This window comes from Endozoicomonas sp. SESOKO1, assembly GCF_024606265.1.
GTDB lineage: Bacteria > Pseudomonadota > Gammaproteobacteria > Pseudomonadales > Endozoicomonadaceae > Endozoicomonas.
In genome coordinates this window covers 1-22,136 of sequence record NZ_JAHHPP010000053.1, presented here as the reverse complement: position 1 = coordinate 22,136, position 22,136 = coordinate 1, and the positions used below count along the sequence as shown (strand labels likewise).

Sequence of the window (22,136 nt, the reverse complement as noted above, 5' to 3'; positions counted from 1 at the left end):
CTCTGCTGGTTGATGACTCTCTGCTGGTTGATGACTCTCTGCTGGTTGATGACTCAGTGGTTATTACAGTTTTTAATGTCTCTGTTGGTTGGTCAACACTGGTTGCATCGTCTGGAACAGTGGCAATACCTGCATTTATATTGTTGCTGTTTCCGGTGCTTGATGACGTCGCTGGTTTGGTTGTTGGCTGTATCGTGGTGTGCTCTGCATCGATTGCCTTTTTTGCTGCATTTTCTGCAATGATCACCGGCACTATTGGTGGTTGCTTTGGTTTTGCTGCTGAGCCTTGGGAAGCTTGCTTTTCAGAGTGTTTTTTATGTTTTTTTTCGATCGCTTTTTTTATGGCCTCGTACAACTTTTTAAGTGTTTTGGCTCCTTTTTTTGTCGCGACACCACCTGCTCCAATGCCTCCTCCAACTTCACCACCGGCTTCACCACCGGCTTCACCACCAGCTCCAGCGCCTGCTCCAGCACCTGCTCCAGCTTCACCACCGGCTTCACCGCCAGCTTCACCACCTTCACCTTCACCGTCTTCTGCCTGGTTACAGCCGCCAACCGACCGTGTGCATCTGACGGCCTGCCTTCCTGTTTTCCCTGCCTTTTTAGCAGTTTTCTTGCTGACCTCTTCAAGGGTTTTTTCCCCGCCTTTTTCCCCGGTTTCTTTGGCGGCTTTTTCTCCTGCTTTCTCCCCGAATTCTTCTCCAACTTTCTCCCCGAGGTTCTCACCTGCGTTTTGAGATAGCCCGTTAAGGATTCTGTCTGCGGCATCCTCGGTGACCTCAGTGGCCATTTGTGACAGGCATTCGGGGCAGCGGGCCATGAATGCTAACAATGCCAGGCCAGCCTGTCCGGCAAAGGCACCGATCCCGCCACCGATTATCCCACCAATAGTACTACCGGATACACCGCTGCTGCCCTGGCTTTCGGATGCTCCATGGGCACCGCCGGGTTGGGCTGCACCGGCCTGTGCTCCAACGGCACTAGCGCCCGGCTCTGGGTCAAGCATGCGGAAGTCTCTTTCACCAGCCAGCTTGAACCGCTCTCCGTCAGTGATGGTGTCCAGGTTAGTGGTTGCCTGTGCCGCACCTTGTGGTACTGATTGAGCATCGGCATCAGCAGTTTTTTTCGGGGCGGAGGGCAAGTGTTTGGCGATGTCATTCAGTGTGGTGACAGCGTGGGCATTCATCAGCCTGATGTTGGTTGAGTATTCAGCTTGATTTGGATACATTTCCAGGGCGGTAAGGACTTCCCGCATCAGATAAACCATGGACATTTGCTTAATTTCTGCCAGTGTTTCTGACTCTGGTGGTGACAGGGATTTCAGGTTGATGTGCAGACGTTTCCCGGTGGCAGCATTTTTGACGGTTTCAAGGTATTTTGTCGTCAGGGCGTTGATTCTTTCCTTGTCAAGTGCTTCGAGTTCGTAGGGGCGGTGGGTCATTATATCTTTAAGAGTTAGTGCTGAATCCTGGATCAGTTCAAGGTTTTCAAACTCAATGTTTTCAAACGGGCTCAGGATATCCTTGGTAAGAGCACAGAAACCTGTGCCTGGAATGGGGACAGCATCTGCCTTGGGGGGGACCAGTGGTATCTTCTGTTTATCAGAAAAACGCTTTAGTACCTTTAGTATGTTCTTTTGTAGCTGATTCAGATCATTACCAGTAACCGTCATCACACCGACTTGAACATCCTGAACTGTGAGCCTGAAGACATTGTCGCTTTTGCTAAAAGCGAAGTAACAGATATGATCAGAAGCAGGTGCAACCCCAAACTGGGCCAATTCAGTACCAAGGCTGTCAACATCAACCTGGTGAAGCAGTTTCTTGATCAGATCACTTATTGAATTGAATCTGCGCGATGTGATTTTAAGCTCGTTATTTACTGCATTCCTCACTGTTTGTGCTTTTTTGTAGGCTTGGGCAATATATAAGCTGTCAGCATTCAGCCCCAATGAAGCTGGATGATTCTTTAGTGAATGTGGAGTCTTGAGATATAATACATCCTGCAAGGTCATTCTGATCTGGATTGGGAGCCGAGTATAACCGGTACCAAACAATATTGACTCTGCCAGACTAGTCAATGAAGTTGAGAACTTCCCATTTTGGCCTGCTATGGCTGTGGACAGTAAATCCGCGAAACAATATCCCAGTTTCTTATCGTAAGCCAGGGCCAGGGCATCATGAGCAATCGCTTGACAAAAGATCTTATTCAAATTGAGCGAGGCAGCTGCCGTATTGGCCAGTGATTGCACACTAGCCAGATTTTTTTTTAACGCCCTGATTTCTTTTAAAAATTCATGATAAGGGTTTTCTGATTCGTAGCCTTCTCGGATATACTGTATTTTGTTGTACAGTATATTAACCTTGAAGGTAATTTGGCCAGCTTGGTAGAAACCTTTGTCTTTGATAGCCTTTTCAATGTCTTGGCTGTACTTTTCCAGCCCTGACTTAATCGTTTCTTTATTTTTCATCCATTCGAACATCTCTTCGAATTCAGGATCATTAGTGATGTGATCAACTTCATACAGAGCTTTGGTGAAGGTATCACGCATTTGCCTGAATCCTTGGAAGAATTTTTTCATCTCTTTCTGCATTGGTTCTTTCTCAAATTCATCAAGCAGTCTTTCGAACTTAAATTTAATGTTCCCAATTTCCATTTCTGTAAGGTTTCTTCTGGTTCTTTTTCTTTTCGTGTCATCCTGATCATGGCTCGGGAGATAACTCTTTATTTGGTCAGTGAGCTGTTTCAGTTTATTGTTATAAACCCTGGCGTCGTCGGGAAAGGATTTTTTAATAGCCCTGATGAAGGAAGAAACAATGAGTACCAGATTGAATAATTCATACATTGTTACCCTTGCTTCAATACCTGATATTAACTCGGACAAATCAATCATTGGGTGTGGCCGCTGACTGTAACGGATGTCCGGCAATGGATCCTCCGGACGTTTACCGATGATTGTTTCGGGCTGCTTAGCTATCCCGGTGATATTCCCCCAGGAATTTTCGGCAGTTGCCATGAGACTGTTTTTTTGCTGTTGTTGGTAGTACACCAGCTCGTCTCTCAGCGACGCCATTAACGTGATTTTCACACTATCGGAAAGCAACTCCCCCAGTGGCGGCAGGGCAGTCGTCGGTGTAAGTGGACTTGTTGTGTTGGTCGCCTGAGTTGTGTTTACCGTCTGGGCTGTAGCCGTTGCTGAACTGTCGCTAACCGTTGTATGTGTTGGTATTGAGGGGGTGAAAGTACGGGTATGGTCAGCAGTTGATAAGATGGGTGATGAGACCATGCTGCCAGTGGTTGAGCCAGACGGTAGTCCTGTGGTTTCCGGGTTGACATCGGTGGTTGTGGAGTTTTCAGATAATGGTGTGAGTGGTTTGTTAGCAATGGAGTTTGTCTCAGTGCTATTGCTGTGATTTTTTTCAGGTGCAGGCTTAATGAAAAGTTTATCATGAGCACGATACTGTAGGTATTCAGTTAATTTCTTTTGCATATTTTCTATCTTGTCTTCCAGAACCTTGGTTTCTGCCTGGTTTTTATTAATCAGTTTCTGGACATCTGACTCGGCACTTGTTTGATAAGACAGGAATTTCTTTTTGGTTGATTGTTCGGATAAATCTTTTTGAGTGGCATCAGCAGTGTAGGCATTCGGATAAGCAGCTGACGTTGGTGCTATCTGGTTATTCATTACCTGTTACCTTTGTATTAGTCAGTTGATGTGGAACAATGTGTTGGCCAGTGTCTTATGATTTTTACAGGCAGACTAACGGATAAATCAGGCGCTATTATTTTTTGTAATAATTCAGCTTCCAGCAAAGGCATATTGTTGTGATTTTGAACAGCTCTAGATAGTGAATGGTAAATGTCTATTAAACTGCCTCTTCAGTTCATACCTTATTCTGTGTTGGATAGCAGCATAGACCATCAGACACAGTGTCATCACCATTATTGATATGCGCCAACACTTTGCACTGCAGATTCTTGAAGCAGATCGTCAACTCTCATGAAAGCCCTGTGATGATCGAAAAAAGATTCTTGGGTTTTTCAGGGCCGAGCACACGGCCTATGCTTGTCTGGAGGTTTTTTGTGCAAAGAACAACAAATTGTCGGCTTTGATTCTGGCTATTGGCCCTGGCATCACCGTTATGCTGGCGGACACCGATGCAGGTTCTATTGTCACGGCTGCTCAGTCAGGAGCCCAGTGGGGTTACCGGCTGGTGCTGCTGAATGTGATATTGATTCCAATACTGTATTTTGTGCAGGAGCTGACCGCCAGGCTTGGGATGACCACCGGAAAGGGTCATGGGCTGTTGATCAAGGAGCGGTTTGGGACATTCTGGGCTTATATCTCAATAATCACCCTTTTCATGATTATTCATACTGGTTTCTCATTTCCGCTAACGGTTTGGGAAAAGGTGACTATTCTGAGTATTTATATTGTCGTATGTGGTATTGCTACTGTCATGATGACCCTGTGAAAGAGTTTTCAACCAACGGTCGGATGATAACAGGGTTGCAATCAGGTTGGATGGCCAGCGAATAACATTGTGATGCTATTCGCCAGGGTATTTGCGGGATAATCAGGCGTTCTTCATCTGAAAAATCAGCTTTTCAGCGGTGCAGTCAAACTCAAACATGGCACGAATCACTGTCTGGCCGTTTTCATCAACGGTTTCAGCAGAGATCTTGCAGTTACCGGAGCCGATTTTTGCCGCTTCTTCTTTCAGCGCATCCAATCGGGATTCAGCATTGACGCCAGAGAGGTCGATAGTCAGAACGGTATCGTCTTCTTTAATGATGGTGCCAACTTCCACGCAGTTGCAGGCCAGGCTTTCGTAAGGATCTTTCTCATTCATGGCGGCTACCTACTTTCAATATTTTTACGTCCAGACGAAAAAAGCCGGGGAAGTCCCCAGCTTTTTTATTATTGAATCCGGATCATAGCGTTGAATAAAGATTCACACCAGCAGATTCATGACAAACATGGCCATCAGGGAGTTCAGGATACAGATCCCGAACATGACCGGGTAACGGCGACCATCGGTACCGACAACGCCAAGAATACGGCCAGCATATTGAATGGTGGAACCCATCAGGTAAATGGCAGGCGCCAGAATGGCAATGTCACGGGCATGCAGGGCACCTTCATTCAACAGGCCGACGGCAACACCAACCGCGCCACCCATGGACATCACTGCCGCCATCAGTACGGCAGCCCCTTCACCGGGTACGCCAAACAGCGCCATCAGCGGGCCAAAGACGGTGGCCAGAACATCCAGAAAACCGGTCAGGGAGAGAATCTTGATGATTACGAAGGCCATCATGATGTTCGGGATAATGCTCCCGATGCCGATGCCCCAGCCTTTACGGGCGCCTTCAACAAAGACGTCAGTGATCATCTTTTTACTTTCAGGTGCAGCACTCATGATCAGTTAGCCTCCGCAGTTGTGGCAGTGATTGCATTTTTGCCGGATTTCTTGTCAATGGCCTTAAGGTAGAAGCGCATAATGTTGGCGCCGACGATTTTGAAGACAAACATGACCGCCAGGGCAAGGCCAATAGAACCGGGAACCGTAGTACCCGCCGTATCAGTCAGGGTGAACAGAATGGCACCGGAACCGAAGAAGTTGACGATCAGTGCACCGCCAGAAAACTGGAATGCTGTAAATACATCCTTCTCTTTTTCAGTCAGTTCGCCCTCATCAGCCAGGGATTTTGTCAGGCCCGCACCAACGTCGGTGGACTGCAGACTGCCGATAATCGCCAGACCAGTAGAACCAGGAATACCCATCAAAGGGCGAAGCAGAGGCGTCAGCATTTTACGGGCGGCTTTCAGCGCACCGTAATGCTCAAGCACCGCGATCATACCCAGGGCGAACATGGCCGTAGGTACCAGGCCCAGGGCAAACAAAAAGCCATCGGCGGCACCGTTACCACCCACGCCACGGAAAGCGGACATGCCACCAGTAGCGTCTTTCATCAGCTTGCCAAAGCTGCCATTAAGGGTGGTAAAGTCAAAGACACCGTACCACTCATTAGACTTAAGCAGTCCGGAAAAGAACACGACAGCGAATGCCAGTGCTATATAGGCTCCAATGGAGACCTTCTCCTGATCATCAGTTTTCATTGTTTCTCCCCGGGATATTTGCAAGAGTTGTAGGAATCTGATCAAAAAATTTACTTCCCTGAGAGCTTATAAGCCTGTCGGGCAAGATAGAATCCGGGTTAGACGCAGTATTTCGTACTTTGACTTCGGTTCTTAGCAGACGGGTTGGTCCCCCACGCAGAGCATACCAGGAGGGCGCGGTATGGGAATTAGCACCTTTCTCACTGGTACTGATAATCCTCACATTTGCTATCGGCGTTCGATTTGCTGATAAAGACGACGGTGTTTTGCAATGATGAATATTGAAGGAGTTAACAGGGAATGGGGTGTTTTTCTGTGAGGATGTGGGGTTTTTCGTGAGTAGGTGATTTTCCTTTTTTCTTACGTGTTTCTGGTATAGGCTGCGCCTTGTTGTACTCATTTAAAAAGTAAATTGTCGTGGACCAGTCTTACCATGACGACTTACCCATGCAAAGTGGGTCGGAATACCATCGAAAGGCAAATAGCCATGTCAGAAAAGCCAATAGAGAACCCGTCGTCGCTGCGTCGAAATGTGAATATGCTGGGTACCTTGCTGGGTGACGTCATCCGGGATCACAAGGGCGAAGCCTTCCTTAATAAAATTGAGTCTATTCGCAAATTGTCCAAAGCGGCCCGCAATGACGCAGTGGGTGATGACGGTGTGAATGAACAGCAGGCACTGCTGGACCTTCTGCACAGCCTGCCTGATGATGAGCTGGTACCTGTGGTAAGATCTTTCAGCCATTTCCTGAATCTCACCAATATTGCCGAGCAGTTTCACCTGGTTTCCAGGGACTGTGAAACCAGTTACTGTGTTCCTGACCACTTTCATGAATTGCTCAATACATTGAAACAGAAAGGTTTCAGTGATCAGCAGATCGCAGGGAAAGCCTCTGAACTGGATGTCGAGGTGGTACTTACTGCGCACCCGACGGAAGTAACCCGCCGTACATTAATTCAGAAATATGAGCAGGTATTCCAGTGTCTGAATGATCTGGAAAACCAGTCTCTCAGTGAGAATGAAAAACAGCGCATTGAACAGCGCATTCGCCAGTTGATCACCCAGGCCTGGCATACCTATGAGTTTCGCAGTAAGCGACCCACGCCGGTTGATGAAGCAAAAGGTGGCTTTGCCACCATTGAGCACTCCCTGTGGAATGCGGTGCCACAGTTTGTCCGTCAGATGGATGAGCGCCTTCAGGAGGTCACCGGTCACCGGTTGGCGATTGATGCGGTACCCGTTCACTTTTCTTCCTGGATGGGGGGTGACCGGGATGGTAACCCGTTTGTAACGTCTGAAGTGACCCGTGAAGTGTTGCTGCTCAGCCGCTGGATGGCTGCAGACCTGTTTCTAAGAGATCTGAAACCATTGATCAGTGAGCTTTCCATGAATGATTGCAGTGATGAGCTGCGAGCGCTTGTGGGTGACTCCCGGGAACCTTACTGGTCTGTTTTAAAAGAGTTGCGGGAGAAGCTGAAACATACACGTCAATGGTGCGAGCGAGGTCTGGCCAGACCCGGGGATGCCTATTTAACACCGACAGCGGGTGTCATTCTTGATAATGAAGAGCTGATCAAACCGTTAAGGTTGTGTTACCAGTCTCTCCATGATTGTGGCCTGGGAGTGATTGCCGATGGTCCTTTGCTGGATACCCTGAGAAGGGCTTACTGCTTTGGCCTGACCCTGATTAAACTGGATATCCGTCAGGAGTCTGGCCGCCACACCCAGGTATTCAGTGAGCTGACCAAGGCCCTGGGTATGGGGGATTATGAGCATTGGGAAGAACTGGAAAGACAGAGCTTCCTGCTGAAAGAGCTGCAGAACCCAAGACCGCTCTTGCCAAATACCAACGGGCCAAACACCAAAGGGCCAAATAAGTGGTCACCATCGCCTGAAGTTCAGGAAGTTTTAAACACTTGTCGTGTAGTAGCTGCCGAGGGCTCCAGGGCATTGAACTGCTACGTGATTTCCATGGCTACCCAGCCATCGGATGTACTGGCGGTGGCCCTGTTGCTGAAAGAGTGTGGCGTGGATTTCGATATGCCCATCGCGCCACTGTTTGAAACACTGGACGACCTTGACAACGCGGCTGAGTGTATCCGTCACCTGCTTTCACTACCCTGGTACCGCGGCTATTGCCATGGTGGCCAGATGGTCATGATCGGTTATTCCGACTCTGCCAAGGATGCTGGCTGGATGGCGGCTGGCTGGGCACAGTACCGTGCCATGGAAGAGGTCACGGCGGTATGCGCTGAGGCTGATGTCAGGCTGACCTTGTTCCATGGCCGCGGTGGTACCATTGGCCGTGGTGGTGGCCCGGCTCATGCGGCTATTCTTTCCCAGCCTCCCGGTTCGGTCAATAACCGCCTGCGGGTGACTGAACAGGGAGAAATGATCCGCTTCAAGTTTGGTTTCCCACAAGTGGCCGTCCAGAGTCTGATGCTTTATGCCAGCGCCACACTGGAAGCAACCCTGTTGCCGCCACCGGTGCCAAGGCAGGAATGGCGTGAGGTGATGGACCAGTTGTCAGCGGACTCCGTCGGGGTTTACCGGGGCATTGTTCGTGAAGAGCCTGACTTTGTGCCTTACTTCCGGGCAGTAACGCCAGAAATGGAGTTGGGTAAATTGCCGCTTGGATCCCGTCCTGCCAAGAGGAAACCCAACGGTGGCGTGGAAAGTCTGCGTGCGATTCCCTGGATTTTTGCCTGGACACAGATTCGCCTCATGTTGCCGACCTGGCTGGGCTGTGGCGAAGCGCTGGAGAATGCGGTCAACAACGGCAACCGGGATGTGCTGGAAACGATGATGGCCGACTGGCCTTTCTTCAAGGCTCGTCTGGAAATGCTGGAGATGGTCTTCATGAAGACCGATGCGCAGCTGGCCAAATATTATGAAGATCAGCTGGTACCCGAGCATCTGTGCTATCTGGGCGAAAAACTCAGACTTATGCTGTCGTCTGCCATTGAAGTGCTGCTGGATCTCAAGGAAGGGGATGAACTGATGTCATCACAACCGCAGATCAAAGAGGCCATTGCTCTGCGTAACCCTTACACGGATCCGCTGAACTTTCTTCAGGCTGAGTTGCTGCAACGGGTTCGCTCCCATGAAAAGATAGCAGGAGAAGATGCTGAAGTGGGCGAGGAGCTTGAACAGGCACTGATGATCACCATTGCCGGTATTGCCGCCGGTATGCGCAATACCGGTTAATTGAGCGAGTGCCGCTGGTATACAATTTGGCAGCCTTTTTGCCGGGGCTGCTGAACTGTATAACACGGCAAGGCTTGTTGCGCTCTTTGCTTTTTAATTCAACTGTGCCAGGACCGTCAAGGTATCATGGCAGCCTGCTCAGGGGCAGGGCCGGTATTGTATCCCCGTCATTATCGAACTCGTCGTGACACCTCTTGACTTGAAGCCCTGTGCACTTTGGCTTCATCCGATAAACGGTTCTCCCCTCATGCTCAGTAGACACCACCGCAAGGCCCCGTTCATTGAGTATCCGTGCGCCTGGACATTCTGGTTGCCGGAATATTTGCTCAAGCTCAGATTGCGATGGCGTACCGATGGCCGGTCGTATACCGTTTTGCTGCAACCGGGCAATCTCTGACTGCATACTGTTGCGGATGTCAGGGGATAGCCATGACGCTGTGTTATCCAGATCACCGTTCAGTTCATCAGCAGCAACAACAATTTTTTCTGCCAGGGTCATGTTTTGAGGTAACGCAATCTGCCGCAGTTCCTGCTCATTGTGCAGTTTTCGATAAACACCCGCTGAGCCGGTTTGCGGATCCCAGCAATCGGGCATGGGCGGGTTGTCCGAGCGTTTGGGGTGATCATTCAGGCAGGGACTGATGCCCGCTTTTTCTGCCATCGCCAGGCGGACCAGGTCATCCAGATTTTCACGCAGGCAAAGCTGTGGGTCCGAGGCCTGTTCAATAAGCAGTCGCCGTTGATCGTTATCCACCGGCAACTGGTATTTCGTGGTGAACGGATTGGTATCTTCGTGATGCCATCCCCCGGTGATGCAGGCCAGGTTCCTGAAACTCAGCAGGGCGGCCTGGATCAACAGGGTAAACTCCGGGTTATTAACCACACCAAGTAGCTCAATGGCTTCAGGGTTAAAGTGGTGGTTATTCTCAGGCTCGGTAGCACCTGGTGTCAGTCGGATTGTGGGAAAATCGGCCCGGCTGGGTATGACCCGGAGGATATCGACGGTATCACCAAAGCGCAGCACCTGACGAAGCAGTAATTCCTCCGCCGGGCACTGTTGGTCACTGGTGAAAGGGGCCGTGACCGGTTGCATCTTGTTACTGTTTTTGTTTTTCAGTGCCCTGGCCACTAAATCAATCAGCTCATCCGGGTATCGGTGCAAACCCTGCATATCACGCTGGAACAGCTCAGCGGCACGCCGCTCTTCTACATCTTTATGCTCGTCTTCGGCAACCGCATCGTGGTATAGCTCGGCAATGGACAGTAATTCTGGCAACAGGGGCTGACTTTTCACCAGTTCCTTGAATGGAGGATGAAAGCGAGGCAATACCTCGGTGATAAACTCGGTTGCCAGTTGTGTGCGCAGGGCGTGATCCAGACCGTGAACTTTGCGGAAAGCGGTTTTTATGCCTGCGCCCCCTGCCAGTATGAATTTTGCTTTGTTGGGATGGGGGTTCTGGTAGTAATGCCGACCCGCTATCCGGGTGATGGCAGCATAGTGGCCAATACGGTCAAGCTCACTTTGCACAAAGGTGGGCGGAGTGGTCAGAAATTCATTCAGCCATTCACTCTGGCCAGCTTCTTTGTCAGGCAACCGGATAACACAGAAATCATTTACCCGGTAAAGTTTCTGACAAAACTCTATAGGGCTGCCGAGTTCTTCCTCTGGCAACGGGATCGTGGTCATGTAGCGAATATGGTCCATTAACTGTTCATCATTAAATCGCTGTGGCGATAGGCCACTTTGCAGATAGTCCTGCAGTTTTTGTCCATTAGCCTGATTGTACAGATAAAAACGGTCAAATATTTCTTTGCCGATCAGTTCCCGGCACTGATCTTCAGCCCAGTTGGCAGTAGCTGCCGATTGTCCGGCTAACAGCGTTTTCAGATTGCCGATAAGCGTATTAAAGTTATTCAGTGTTTTTTCAGGGGGAGCCATTTGCCCCAAATTTATCCCGACGAAGTGATTTACCGTAAGAGTCGTTTCGCTACAGAGCAGCTGCCACAGTATCTCGTGGCGGATGATCCTGACTTCATTCCCGGTCAACCAATGCTTTTGGCAAAAATACCGGGCTGCCATTAACAGGCAGAGAATTTCAAATCCTTGATTGGTGTCGTTTTGAAAATTGATCCTGGTGCCATGGGCAATCAGAAGGCAGGTGACTAATGGATTGTAGCCGGCTCTGGTATTACCGTTTAATAATATTGGGACGAATAATCTGTTAGTTAATGCCTTTCTGCAGAGCACCGCCTGCCTGGCAAACATCGATTCAAGCTGTTGCAAGCGATCCGCGGGTAGTAAATCCATCTCCTGGCAGAAATATTTCTTCAGGTCTTTGAATTCTGCAATTTCAAACCGATAGATAGTTCTTGTGTAAACGATATCTGTCAGGAACCGAACGGGTAAATTGACGTTAAGTAACCGGGCATGTTCTATAGCTGCCAGTAATTCAGGCAGACTAGATGATTTCAATAGCTCGGGAGTGGTTAATATTTTTATCTGATCAAGATTTTTTTCTGTTTCTGCAACGGCTTTGACACTGTCCGGAATATGGATGAGTAGCTGCAGAAAACGATCACCACCGGACTGGGACAGTACTTTAAACAGTGTGATATCCTGGCCCATGGCATGTGCGTATTCAGAGAATGCCCTGGCGTTCGCTGAAATCGCCTCGACTTCATGGCGTTGCAGTTTTAACGGCGGGAATAGCGCCCCCCGTTCTCTATCGAACACCGACAGCTGCACAGGTTGACGAAATTCCTCATGGCCGCTGGCATTGTCTTCCAGTTCGAGCAGCAAGATGTTCTGCATCATCCCGGCAACCCGCTCAAATGTTGATTCTCTGGTAAAATCGAGAAGATATCCGCAGTGCATCAGGCCAAAATTAAGTTGACAAATAACCTCCGGGTAGGTTTTGTCGGTGTTTTTTCTTTGGGATGACTGATGCAGCAGATAACCGGAGCTGTCAATACGTCCGGAGGTGGTGAGTCGAAAGATGCTTTTGCGATGCATTTCCTCCATTTTGGTATCAAACGTTGTCAGGTCAGTGATTTTTTTTAACGGTTTGTGCTGTGTGAATGAAGACTGACAATCGCCCTTATCATCCGTCCAGGCATCTCTTTTATAGGCCCATACTAACTTAACAGCATCCACGGGTCGCAACATGGTGACTACCCATGGTCTTGCAAGGAATCCCGATTTTTTTTCAAGATCTTCAGATAAAGGGTTTCTGCATCGGGGACTCAACACCGTGACCGGCTTTGTTTCCCAGCCGTGCCATTTGCCCTTGCGTGCATCAACAGCCCTTAACATCAATCTGCCATCGTTAAACAGGCTGACAGGATCAGGGGCAGGGCATGCACCGGGCGTTGGGTGGTCAACTGTTGAAATGGAGGTCATAAGATTTTCTACTCCTGTTATTATATTTTTCAGTTCTCCTTGGACGGTTGGATTGGATAAACCTTAAAAAGTTCCCCCTCCGTCCCGTGATTTTAATGGTCTGGATGTTTCTTCTTTGTCACAGGTGATTTACACCATATCGGGCTATACTGGGCTGATCTCATATTCTTTCAGTAGGTTTCAACAGCCCTGAAACCTTACTCTCTCTCTTTTTCATCCTCACCCGTAATGTGGCGAAGTGTGCTTCCTGAACCTGATCCGGAGCTGTTATGTCGCAATTCAGTATCCTGAACCAACCCAAACCTTTTTACCTGATTTTTTTTATCGAGTTATGGGAGCGCTTTGGTTATTACGGCCTTCAGGCGTTGCTGACACTGTACCTGGTCCGCCAGCTGGGCATGGAGGAAGACCACGCATTTATTACCTTTGGTGCTTTCAGTGCCCTGGTTTTCGGGTTTGTCTGTATCGGCGGGTTTGTCGGGGATAACATTTTTGGTACCAAACGTACGATGGTACTTGGCGCTCTGGTGATGATGGTCGGCTACCTGATCATGGCCCTGGCCGGTCATCAGCAGACGATCGTTTATGTGGCCCTTGGCTTTATTGCCGTTGGCAATGGGCTATTCAAGGCCAACCCGTCCAGCCTGCTGGCAAAATGCTATGGCGAAGAGGATAACCGGTTGGACGGTGCTTTTACGCTCTATTACATGTCCATCAATATTGGCTCTTTTTTCTCCATGACACTGGTGCCCTATATTGCCCAGTACCTGGGCTGGGGAGCCGGTTTTATGGCCAGTGCCATAGGCTTGTTTGTGGCCGTGAGTAATTATTTCTTTATGCGCCACTGGATTGGTGATATCGGTTCAGGGCCGGACTTTCGTCCCGTAGCCTGGAAAACCCGGATCTTGCTTTACTCAGGCACTATTGTTGCCTGTGGCATCAGTGCGTGGATTTTGCATTACCTGTTAATGGCCAATATTTTACTGGCACTGGTGAGTACTGCCGCGTTGCTGATGTTTCTGAAAGAGATCGTGTCTGCCCGGGGCCAGGAACAGCGGAGAATGCTGGTGGCCCTGATTCTGATGCTCCAGGCGGTAGTGTTCTTTGTGATGTATATGCAGATGCCCACGTCGCTCAACTTTTTTGCCATCAACAATGTTGACCCAGTGATTCTGGGTATCACCATTAACCCTGTGACCTTCCAGTCATTGAACCCGTTCTGGATTATGGTGGCCAGTCCGTTTATGGCCTGGATATATAATCGAACCGAGCTGCATGGCGGTGGCCCCAGCATGCCCCTTAAGTTTGCCCTGGGGATGATGTTTACCTCGGTCAGTTTTCTGGTGTTTCCATTAGCGGCCAATTTTGCCAATCAACAGGGGATGGTCTCTTCTGGCTGGATGGTATTGAGTTATTTCTTTCAGTCCATGGGTGAGTTGCTGATCAGTGGCCTGGGGCTGGCGATGGTGGCGCAACTGGTACCCGAGCGTCTGCACGGCTTTATTATGGGGATCTGGTTTTTGACCAGCTCCGCCGCATCGGTCATTGCCGGGTATGTGGCGAGCCTGACCGCCCTGGAAATGGATGATCTTACTTCGGCCGTCGACACGTTGCCTGTCTATAGTGGGTTCTTTACGGATATGGGGCTGTTTTCCCTGGCGGTATCGGTCGTTATGTTGCTGTCGGCACACTGGTTAAACCGGATGATAATGGATTAGGTGGCTGGTTGAGGAATTGTCCCGGAATAACTTCATCATTTTATTCAGACTGGGAAAATGCCGCCGCCCGTTGCCCGGCGCCCGTTGCCCGCAAAAGCACAAGTGGTTCCAGCTTTTTCGGGGAGCGGGCGACGGGTAGCGGGTAGCGTCTGTAGAATTATCTCCAGCCCTTCCACCGCTTTATTGTGGTGAAAATGGGCTAATCTTTGAAAGTCGGAATTTACTGTGAGGTGTGAGTTTATGCCGTTTGTTTCTGTGAAAACGGTCAAGGGGCTGTTTAATGAAATCCAGAAGCAGGAGGTGATGGATGGAATCTCTGAGCTGCTGGTGGAGGTTGCTGCAGGTGGTGAAGATCGTTTTCAGCAGGCAGTCTGGGTTGTCATTGAAGAACAGGAGCCTGGAAACTGGAGTCTTGGTGATAATAATCCGGAGCTGGAGGCATCAAGACAGAAGCGGGGAGCCGGCAAGCCCTGATTTTATTCGCACCAACGATCAAACGATCACAAAGCCCAGTGCCCGAACAATGAGCCGGAAAGGATAATTTCATCGGGTCGGTTTCATATAGGTTCCCTTGGTAATTACCCTGCTTTAAGATGCAAAAAATACAAGATAATAAGCATGTGCTGGAGTGATTGTGCCGGAAGTAGTGATCAGTGGTACCGGGTTATATACCCCGGCGGGGGCCATCAGCAATGATGAGCTGGTCAATGCATTCAATGCCTGGGTCGACCGGGAGAATGAAAACAATAAAGAGGCCATTGCCGCAGGGGAACGGGAACCACTGGCCCGCAGTAGCAGTGAGTTTATTGAAAAAGCCTCCGGAATCGTTAACCGGTACGTGGTTAACCGGGAGGGCATTCTTGATCCGCAGAGAATGGTTCCACGAATTCCGGAACGTGCCAATGAGGATCTCTCTGTCCAGTGTGAAATGGCACTCCATGCCGCCAGGGGAGCACTTGCCCAGGCTCAGGTAGCCCCGGCTGATGTGGATATGGTTATTGTCGCCTGTTCCAATATGCAGCGCCCTTACCCGGCCATTGCTGTTGAAATTCAGCAGTTTCTCGGTGGTGGTGGTTATGGTTATGACATGAACGTCGCCTGTTCTTCGGCCACGTTTGGTATCAAATCTGCCGTCGATGCTATTCGCAGTGGGTCGGCAAAACGGGTATTGATGGTCAATCCGGAAATTTGTTCCGGTCATTTGAACTTCCGCGACCGGGACAGTCACTTTATTTTCGGTGATGCCTGTACTGCCGTATTGCTTGAGAGTGAAGACGTTGCCCGGCGGAAAGACGGCTACCGGGTACTCGGTTGTCATTTGTGGACACAATTTTCCAATAACATTCGCAACAACTTTGGTTTTTTGAATCGTGCCGATGACGCGGGTGTTGGCCAGCCTGACAAACTATTTGTCCAGAATGGCCGGAAGGTCTTTAAAGAAGTCTGCCCCCAGGTGGTGAAGCATATCTCCGGACACCTTGAGTCTCTGGCGCTTACCCCCGGTGATTTGCGGCGTTTATGGCTGCATCAGGCAAATTTGACCATGAATCAATTGGTGGCGCGCAAGCTGCTGGGGCGCGAGCCAGAGCCTCAGGAAGCGCCGGTGATTCTTAATGAGTACGCTAATACCAGTTCAGCCGGTTCGATCATTGCCTTTCATAAACACTCGCTGGATCTGAAATCCGGAGATAAAGGTGTTATTTGCTCGTTCGGAGCCGGTTACTCCATCGGAAGTGTGGTGGTTGAAAAGCAGTAATCCCCATATTGGTTAGAATACTCTCCAATGCCCGGTGACAAGTCCAAACTTGTCACCGGGCTTCTGGCTGTATATCCTTGTTCGCCTTTCGATAATTTTGTCAAATATTCCAGGCCAGACGATGTCTCATAAGTAGCTGGCCATATGATTTCATATGGTTAGCTACTTGATACGATCTCTTTCTGCAGGGAACGGATGGCTGGCAACAGGAGTTTTTCATGCGCATTATTCTGCTGGGTGCACCGGGCGCCGGTAAAGGGACTCAGGCCCAATTTATTATGGAAGCGTACGGTATCCCCCAGATCTCTACCGGGGATATGCTGCGCTCTGCCATCAAAAACGGCACTGAGCTGGGCAAAAAGGTCAAGGCCGTCATGGATTCCGGGGCACTGGTTTCTGATGACATCATTATTGCCCTGGTCAAAGAGCGTATTGCCGAGAGTGATTGCGCCAACGGTTTTTTGTTTGACGGGTTCCCGCGCACCATTCCCCAGTCAGAAGCCCTGCGTGATGCCGGTGTTGCCATCGACCACGTTGTGGAAATCGCTGTTGAAGATGAAGAAATCGTCAAGCGCATGAGTGGCCGTCGCGTACACCCGGAAAGTGGCCGTACCTACCATGTGGTATTCAATCCGCCCAAACAGGAGGGCAAGGATGATGTAACGGGTGAAGCCCTGGTTCAGCGTGCAGACGATGAAGAAGAGACCGTGCGCAAGCGTCTGGGTGTCTATCATGACCAGACGGCACCATTGGTTGAGTTCTATCAGCAGATGGGTGGAGATACCCTTTACAGCCGCATTGAAGGTGTTGGCTCTGTTGAGGACATCAAGCGGCAGGTGCTGGACGCGCTGAAGCCCGTAATTGCCTGATGTTGCTGACGCTCACCATAACGTAAAGACTCACCTTCATGAAACTGCTTGCCCTTGATACCTCGACGGAAGCCTGTTCGGTCGCCCTTAACCTTGATGGCGAAGTGATCGAACGCTTCGAGCTGACCCCCCGGCGACACAGCCGTGATCTGCTGCCAATGGTTGAAGCCATTCTGGCTCAGGTCGGCTTAAGCCTTAAGCAGCTGGATGCCCTGGCCTTTGGCCGGGGGCCCGGAGCATTTACCGGCCTCAGGGTGGCTACTGCCATGGTTCAGGGGCTTGCCTTTGCGGTTGATCTTCCGGTGGTTGCGGTCTCGACGCTGGCTGCTCTGGCTCAGCAGGGACTCAGGGTACACAGGGCATCAAAAGTATTGAGTGCCATCGATGCCAGAATGGATGAAGTCTATTGGGGCGCGTTTTCCGAATCGGATGGCTTAATGGTGCCGGTTGCTGCGGAAATAGTGACCGTGCCAGAGAATGTCGTGGTACCCGTGATGGAAGGGTACTGGTTCGGGATGGGAACTGGCTGGACCTTCAGAAATCGATTGTCTGCCAACGTGGTTGATTGTCAGGTTGAAGCCTGGCCCCAGGCCCGGGATATAGCCCTGCTGGCTGCTGCCGACTTTAGACAGGGTAAGGGGCTGCCAGCGGAGCAGGCCATGCCGGTCTATCTCCGGGATAAGGTGGCCCTGAAAAAATCAGAACGTTAAGCACACGGACGAATCATTATGGACACTCTACAGACCATTATCCTGGCGCTGATCCAGGGTATTACTGAATTTCTTCCCATCTCCAGCTCGGGCCACCTGATTTTGCCAGCCCAGCTGCTTGGCTGGACAGACCAGGGGCTGGCATTTGACGTTGCTGTGCACATTGGTACGCTGGCTGCCGTGATTGCCTATTTCTGGAAAGACCTTTTTGCCATTGCCCGGGACTGGCTGGGTTCACTGGTTGGGAAGGGCGCTACAGTCAATAGCCGTCTTGGCTGGTATCTGATTTTTGCCACATTGCCAGCGGTGGTATTTGGCCTGGCCCTGAAAAAAATGGGGCTGGATGAGGCCATGCGCACCGTTGCGGTAATTGCGGGGACCACCTTGATTTTTGGTGCCTTGCTGGGGTGGGCAGACCTTAAAGGTAAGCGAATTCAACCCCTGGAGCAGATGTCTTTCCGGCAGGCAATGCTGATTGGCTTTGCCCAGGCGCTGGCACTGATACCGGGCACATCCCGTTCTGGCATTACCATGACTGCCGCGTTAATGATGGGTTTTACCCGTGATGCGGCGGCCCGGTTCTCGTTCCTGCTGTCAATTCCCGTGATTCTGGGTGCCGGTAGCCTGTTGCTGCTGGATCTGGCAGAAAGCACGGTGCCCGTGGACTGGCAGACATTATCACTCGGAACCCTGGTGTCGGCGGTCAGTGCCTGGCTCTGTGTGCATTTCTTTCTGGCATTTATCAACCGTATCGGGCTGATGCCGTTTGTTATCTACCGGATGGTGCTGGGTGTGGTGCTGCTTGGATTTGTTTTTTTCTAGAGAGTTCCAGGTGATCGGCTGAGGGCCAGCCGATCCTGGGCTGGCGGCATCAGGCTTCCTTGATTCTGTCGTAAGTCTTGTAGAGAACCGCCTCTTCCTTGTTAATTCGCTTGGTCAATGCCTTGATGATATTGTTGCAGTCCTGCTGAAAGTTTTCGGCGGTATTATCGCCATTTTCATACAAGGCGAAAAAAACCATCACGTCGGCAGAGATCTTGTCCATATCCAGCGCATAATCGGTCAGGGTGGACTTCAGGCTTTCATCTTTCTCGGCGGCTTCCCGCAATACCGGATACAGATATTTGTCTTCTTTGTTCAGATGGGCCAGCAGCATCTTTTTGGCGGACAGTATCAAATCCCGGCCATGCTGGTTATCCACGCCCACTTCCCGTGCCTGTAGAAGTAAGTCACTGATTTGCAGATGTTCGCTTTTGAATTCCTGAATTAACTGAGACATGGATGTTCGCTCCTTGAACATGATGGTTTCTTATAGTTTAGGACGTAATTACCATCTATGTCTCAAACCATTAATTATTAACCGTTTTGCATGGCTGGCTCGGCTTTTTGCTCATATTCCAACTCACCTTCAACCGCCATGCGTTGGCCGGGAAGAATCAGGTTGGCCAAAACGGTGACAATGGTGCCAAGGGCAATGCCATTACCGTATTAAGTGCAGCTGGCCACGATTTCCGAACGGTAAGTCACAGCCAGGCCAGCTGCTACCTCCTGGAAAACCAAAATTGATCCAGATCATTTTTGGTGAAATTCGGAGCGGGAAAAATGTAATGGTTAGTAACGATAATTGCTGGGTGTAAACAAACGCCACCACTTATTGTCAAATACGTGTAGACTGAACTATCACTGAATCTGCAAAATCTGTTTTTAAATGCGATTATTGGCCAGTGCGTTGTGTTCAACAATGCTGATGAAAAGCCAACCTGATGAATTATTATGATTCCCTCAGAATATAATTTGTTCCATTTTGAATCTACATCCCCAGGTGCCGGGATTAACAAGTCTGAAACACCTGACACTCTTTCACAAAGCAAACGGGGTCCAGCTCAAGCTACTGTGCCTGATAGTCTTTCCAGGCGCACTGTAGAGCCAAAATTCACTGATAATTACCTCGGTTCTTCAAGTTACAGTTCGGTTTTTTTTGATGCCAGGTCTCAGGAATATCTTCTCCTTGTAAAAGCTATGCGTGTTATGGAAAAAGGTCCAGCTTTTAATGATGATAAACTGGGTCCTGTTTCCAGAAAAAAAATGACAGTGTCTCAACTGAGAAAAAAGAAGAGTGAATTAAATTCTGAAAATGACCAAAAGTTGAGAGAACTGGGGCGTCTTACAGTACAAGTCTCTTCTGATATAGACCGTGGAAAAAAAATAAGGCAACAAGATGTTACTTGTATTCTGGAGATATTGTCTGACTTTCACAATCATTATTTTTTTATACAATGTATGTTTTTCATTATACATAAAGTGGTAAACGATCATTGTAATGATGGTGAAATATCATTTGCCAATGCTGTAAGGGATAAGTGTGGAGAAGTCATTGAGCTGATCTATAAATTTTTACTCAGCAGGGATGATCTGAATATTGTACCAAATTTTCGAATGTGGTATGTGGTCTGGGAACTGTATTATACCCATAATATTGTTGACTGTTGCCAGAATCCAGATCGCAGTCAGCATTGTGCATCATACTTTAACCCTGAGCTACCTGTGAAATTTGCTTCAAAAATCTTTCGGCTATTTCCTGATTTAACTGAAGTGGAAAGAGAATTTCTTGAGTTGAAGAAAAAAATTAATTCGGGGGATGAATTAAAAATTCAGACTTTACATTTCAGTTTGCTGACAGGAAAAGATGTTAATCCGGAAATGCTGATTTCCCGAATAAAAATTGGTCTTCAGAGGTTTCAGCATGCGGAGTTAGGTATTAATAATATTCTTATGAAGCAATACGAATTGTTGCAGGTTTTGCTTTCCGCAACTTTTTGCGCTTTAGAAAGATCTGTTCAGGATGCTCGCAGATTAGTTGCCTGTTTTGACTACTTTTTCCCTACAATATTTTCTGCGAGAGTATTGAAACAATATATTCTTGCCAAGTGTGAAGAAAAATCCGGTGCTATTGGTGCAGCAAGCCGTATCTACCAGTCTTTGGTCAGTGGGGTAAATCAAGTACCAGTATTTGAAGAATTGATTTTCTGTTTGGAAACGTTGGGCGATAACGATGCTGTTGTCCGGGCCTGCGTGAGCGCTGCTGATTATTATCGGGACAAAGGTATTAAATGGCGGGAAGAGTACTATGAGCACAAGGCTGCCAGCCATATGCTTATGGCAAACAAGGATGATATTGATGATTTAAAAGGCGTTGATCACCCGTCAGGTCAGGATGAGATTGATGCCAGCTCCGTTCAGCCTGATGTTGAACCAAAAGCTAAAGCCGTTGGTAGTAAAAAATACCAAAGCCATAGAAAAAACAAGGCTAAACGGGGGGCAGAAAATCATACAACTTCTTTACATTCTTCCCGACCTGCAGAAAAAACAGAATCGGTTCAATCCTGTGCAACCGCTCGGCCTTGTTCAGCAGGAAAAGTCCAAAAAGACACGGCTCAGGTTATGCCTTCTGAGGTTTTGGCAACCGATTCTCCAGAGCCCGGAAGCGGCAAGAACGGGCGGGATTACTGGAGAGAACTTAATGAAATGTTTTTGGATTATTATCATCTTCCGCACAAATACCGGGATGCTGTCGAGAGCCTTTCCCGGGAAGCCTGTCAGGTTTTTCCCAGGGATATATGGATTCTTCATTCTGCTGGTTGGGGGTTTCATCTTATTGGTGATGAACAAAAAGCCGCTGAGCTACTCCTGAAAGGTTTGCGTCAGTGTCTGGAGCGTCACTTTCCTGAAGTTAAAAGCTTTATACCGGTTAATATTTATGGCAACGTCGAAACTGGTCTGGATAGACTTAAGGCCCATCCTGAAATTACCCCTGGCTCACCCGCAGGCCTCAATGTGGCTGCTTATTTAAGTTCTCTGGCGTATGTGTATCGGAATCTTGATAAACATTGTGATGAACAGATGCGTTCTTTGGCTAATTGGTTGAACCCCTCCAGGGATGCCCGCAAAAAAGAAAAACAACGGTTATCTTTCACGCCAAAGGTGAATGTGATTCCTGCAGAAGAAGACCAGGTTATCAGAAGGTTTATGGCGAATATTTGTCCTGGGGAAATCGGGTTTCCAGGCAAAATCTGAAAACCCGGGGGGGAGGGTCACAAAACAGTTATCAGATCTCGCGGAATACTCCGCCCATAGCCTGATTGGGAGCAAAGCGACCTTTCAGGTTTGGGTGGAGATGGATGGGGCCGCCCAGGAAGCGACCAGCCTGATAAGGCTGGGGGTGGTGACTGATTCCGAAACAGCGGAAAACTCGTAGCGCCACTTACCAAAAACAAGGTATTTTGGTAAGCATGAAAACGAAACAAGCCTATAAGTACAGATTCTACCCAACGCCAGAACAGGAAATACTGCT

General features: G+C 49.0%; 16 protein-coding genes. 10 read left to right on the top strand and 6 right to left on the bottom strand.

Features of this window, described 5'->3' with window-relative positions; genetic code table 11:
• Positions 1-3,685, bottom strand: a 3,685-nt coding sequence (locus KDK13_RS03235) for a hypothetical protein (RefSeq protein ID WP_257283428.1), incomplete at its 3' end; no start/stop codon positions are given.
• A gap of 415 nt (positions 3,686-4,100) precedes the next feature.
• Here KDK13_RS03235 and KDK13_RS03230 point away from each other — a divergent pair.
• Entirely contained in the window at positions 4,101-4,475 is a 375-nt protein-coding gene (locus tag KDK13_RS03230; RefSeq protein WP_257283427.1) for a divalent metal cation transporter, read from the top strand.
• Between the two features lie 102 nt (positions 4,476-4,577).
• Here the strand turns inward: KDK13_RS03230 and KDK13_RS03225 are convergent, their stop codons facing one another.
• The 3 genes from KDK13_RS03225 to KDK13_RS03215 form a co-directional block, all read right to left on the bottom strand.
• On the bottom strand, positions 4,578-4,853 hold the full coding sequence (locus tag KDK13_RS03225; RefSeq protein WP_257283426.1) for a YfcZ/YiiS family protein: 276 nt from the start codon (positions 4,851-4,853) through the stop codon (positions 4,578-4,580).
• Between the two features lie 102 nt (positions 4,854-4,955).
• Positions 4,956-5,423 (bottom strand): YjiG family protein, encoded by a 468-nt coding sequence (locus KDK13_RS03220; RefSeq protein ID WP_257283424.1) that lies wholly within the window; start codon positions 5,421-5,423, stop codon positions 4,956-4,958.
• A gap of 2 nt (positions 5,424-5,425) precedes the next feature.
• On the bottom strand, positions 5,426-6,124 hold the full coding sequence (locus KDK13_RS03215; RefSeq protein ID WP_257283423.1) for a nucleoside recognition domain-containing protein: 699 nt from the start codon (positions 6,122-6,124) through the stop codon (positions 5,426-5,428).
• Between the two features lie 487 nt (positions 6,125-6,611).
• On the opposite strand from KDK13_RS03215, the gene ppc reads away from it, so the two are divergent.
• Positions 6,612-9,332: a phosphoenolpyruvate carboxylase gene (ppc, locus tag KDK13_RS03210; protein ID WP_257283430.1), complete on the top strand. Its 2,721-nt coding sequence runs from the start codon at positions 6,612-6,614 to the stop codon at positions 9,330-9,332.
• Between the two features lie 124 nt (positions 9,333-9,456).
• On the opposite strand, the gene KDK13_RS03205 is transcribed toward ppc, so the two are convergent.
• Positions 9,457-12,732, bottom strand: a complete 3,276-nt coding sequence (locus KDK13_RS03205) for a hypothetical protein (RefSeq protein ID WP_257283421.1) — start codon at positions 12,730-12,732, stop codon at positions 9,457-9,459.
• 269 nt (positions 12,733-13,001) lie between these two features.
• Here KDK13_RS03205 and KDK13_RS03200 point away from each other — a divergent pair, with 269 nt between their 5' ends.
• The 6 genes from KDK13_RS03200 (at position 13,002) to KDK13_RS03175 (ending at position 18,607) form a co-directional block, all read left to right on the top strand.
• A complete protein-coding gene (locus tag KDK13_RS03200) occupies positions 13,002-14,450 on the top strand; it encodes an oligopeptide:H+ symporter (RefSeq protein ID WP_257283420.1) in 1,449 nt (482 codons plus the stop codon).
• Positions 14,451-14,690: 240 nt separating this feature from the next.
• Positions 14,691-14,924 (top strand): tautomerase family protein, encoded by a 234-nt coding sequence (locus tag KDK13_RS03195; RefSeq protein WP_257283418.1) that lies wholly within the window; start codon positions 14,691-14,693, stop codon positions 14,922-14,924.
• Between the two features lie 160 nt (positions 14,925-15,084).
• Positions 15,085-16,206 (top strand): beta-ketoacyl-ACP synthase III, encoded by a 1,122-nt coding sequence (locus tag KDK13_RS03190; protein ID WP_257283417.1) that lies wholly within the window; start codon positions 15,085-15,087, stop codon positions 16,204-16,206.
• 218 nt (positions 16,207-16,424) lie between these two features.
• The gene (gene adk / locus KDK13_RS03185; protein ID WP_257283416.1) at positions 16,425-17,075 is read left to right on the top strand and encodes an adenylate kinase; all 651 of its coding nucleotides are present in this window, start codon (positions 16,425-16,427) and stop codon (positions 17,073-17,075) included.
• 38 nt (positions 17,076-17,113) lie between these two features.
• The gene (tsaB, locus tag KDK13_RS03180) at positions 17,114-17,785 is read left to right on the top strand and encodes a tRNA (adenosine(37)-N6)-threonylcarbamoyltransferase complex dimerization subunit type 1 TsaB (protein ID WP_257283414.1); all 672 of its coding nucleotides are present in this window, start codon (positions 17,114-17,116) and stop codon (positions 17,783-17,785) included.
• A gap of 18 nt (positions 17,786-17,803) precedes the next feature.
• Positions 17,804-18,607, top strand: a complete 804-nt coding sequence (locus tag KDK13_RS03175) for an undecaprenyl-diphosphate phosphatase (RefSeq protein WP_257283413.1) — start codon at positions 17,804-17,806, stop codon at positions 18,605-18,607.
• A gap of 49 nt (positions 18,608-18,656) precedes the next feature.
• On the opposite strand, the gene KDK13_RS03170 is transcribed toward KDK13_RS03175, so the two are convergent.
• Positions 18,657-19,064: a hemerythrin domain-containing protein gene (locus KDK13_RS03170; RefSeq protein WP_257283412.1), complete on the bottom strand. Its 408-nt coding sequence runs from the start codon at positions 19,062-19,064 to the stop codon at positions 18,657-18,659.
• Between the two features lie 494 nt (positions 19,065-19,558).
• Here KDK13_RS03170 and KDK13_RS03165 point away from each other — a divergent pair, with 494 nt between their 5' ends.
• Positions 19,559-21,859, top strand: a complete 2,301-nt coding sequence (locus tag KDK13_RS03165) for a hypothetical protein (RefSeq protein WP_257283410.1) — start codon at positions 19,559-19,561, stop codon at positions 21,857-21,859.
• Positions 21,860-22,074: 215 nt separating this feature from the next.
• Positions 22,075-22,136 (top strand): helix-turn-helix domain-containing protein (locus KDK13_RS19115; RefSeq protein WP_373692199.1); only part of this gene is annotated, 62 nt, incomplete at its 3' end.

What these genes read in the sequence shown, in the direction of transcription:
- KDK13_RS03225 (WP_257283426.1), bottom strand. Translation starts at nt 4,853, where the DNA reads ATGAATGAGAAAGATCCTTACGAAAGCCTGGCCTGCAACTGCGTGGAA.
- KDK13_RS03220 (WP_257283424.1), bottom strand. Translation starts at nt 5,423, where the DNA reads ATGAGTGCTGCACCTGAAAGTAAAAAGATGATCACTGACGTCTTTGTT.
- KDK13_RS03215 (WP_257283423.1), bottom strand. Translation starts at nt 6,124, where the DNA reads ATGAAAACTGATGATCAGGAGAAGGTCTCCATTGGAGCCTATATAGCA.
- ppc (WP_257283430.1), top strand. Translation starts at nt 6,612, where the DNA reads ATGTCAGAAAAGCCAATAGAGAACCCGTCGTCGCTGCGTCGAAATGTG.
- KDK13_RS03205 (WP_257283421.1), bottom strand. Translation starts at nt 12,732, where the DNA reads ATGACCTCCATTTCAACAGTTGACCACCCAACGCCCGGTGCATGCCCT.
- KDK13_RS03200 (WP_257283420.1), top strand. Translation starts at nt 13,002, where the DNA reads ATGTCGCAATTCAGTATCCTGAACCAACCCAAACCTTTTTACCTGATT.
- KDK13_RS03195 (WP_257283418.1), top strand. Translation starts at nt 14,691, where the DNA reads ATGCCGTTTGTTTCTGTGAAAACGGTCAAGGGGCTGTTTAATGAAATC.
- adk (WP_257283416.1), top strand. Translation starts at nt 16,425, where the DNA reads ATGCGCATTATTCTGCTGGGTGCACCGGGCGCCGGTAAAGGGACTCAG.
- tsaB (WP_257283414.1), top strand. Translation starts at nt 17,114, where the DNA reads ATGAAACTGCTTGCCCTTGATACCTCGACGGAAGCCTGTTCGGTCGCC.
- KDK13_RS03175 (WP_257283413.1), top strand. Translation starts at nt 17,804, where the DNA reads ATGGACACTCTACAGACCATTATCCTGGCGCTGATCCAGGGTATTACT.
- KDK13_RS03170 (WP_257283412.1), bottom strand. Translation starts at nt 19,064, where the DNA reads ATGTCTCAGTTAATTCAGGAATTCAAAAGCGAACATCTGCAAATCAGT.
- KDK13_RS03165 (WP_257283410.1), top strand. Translation starts at nt 19,559, where the DNA reads ATGATTCCCTCAGAATATAATTTGTTCCATTTTGAATCTACATCCCCA.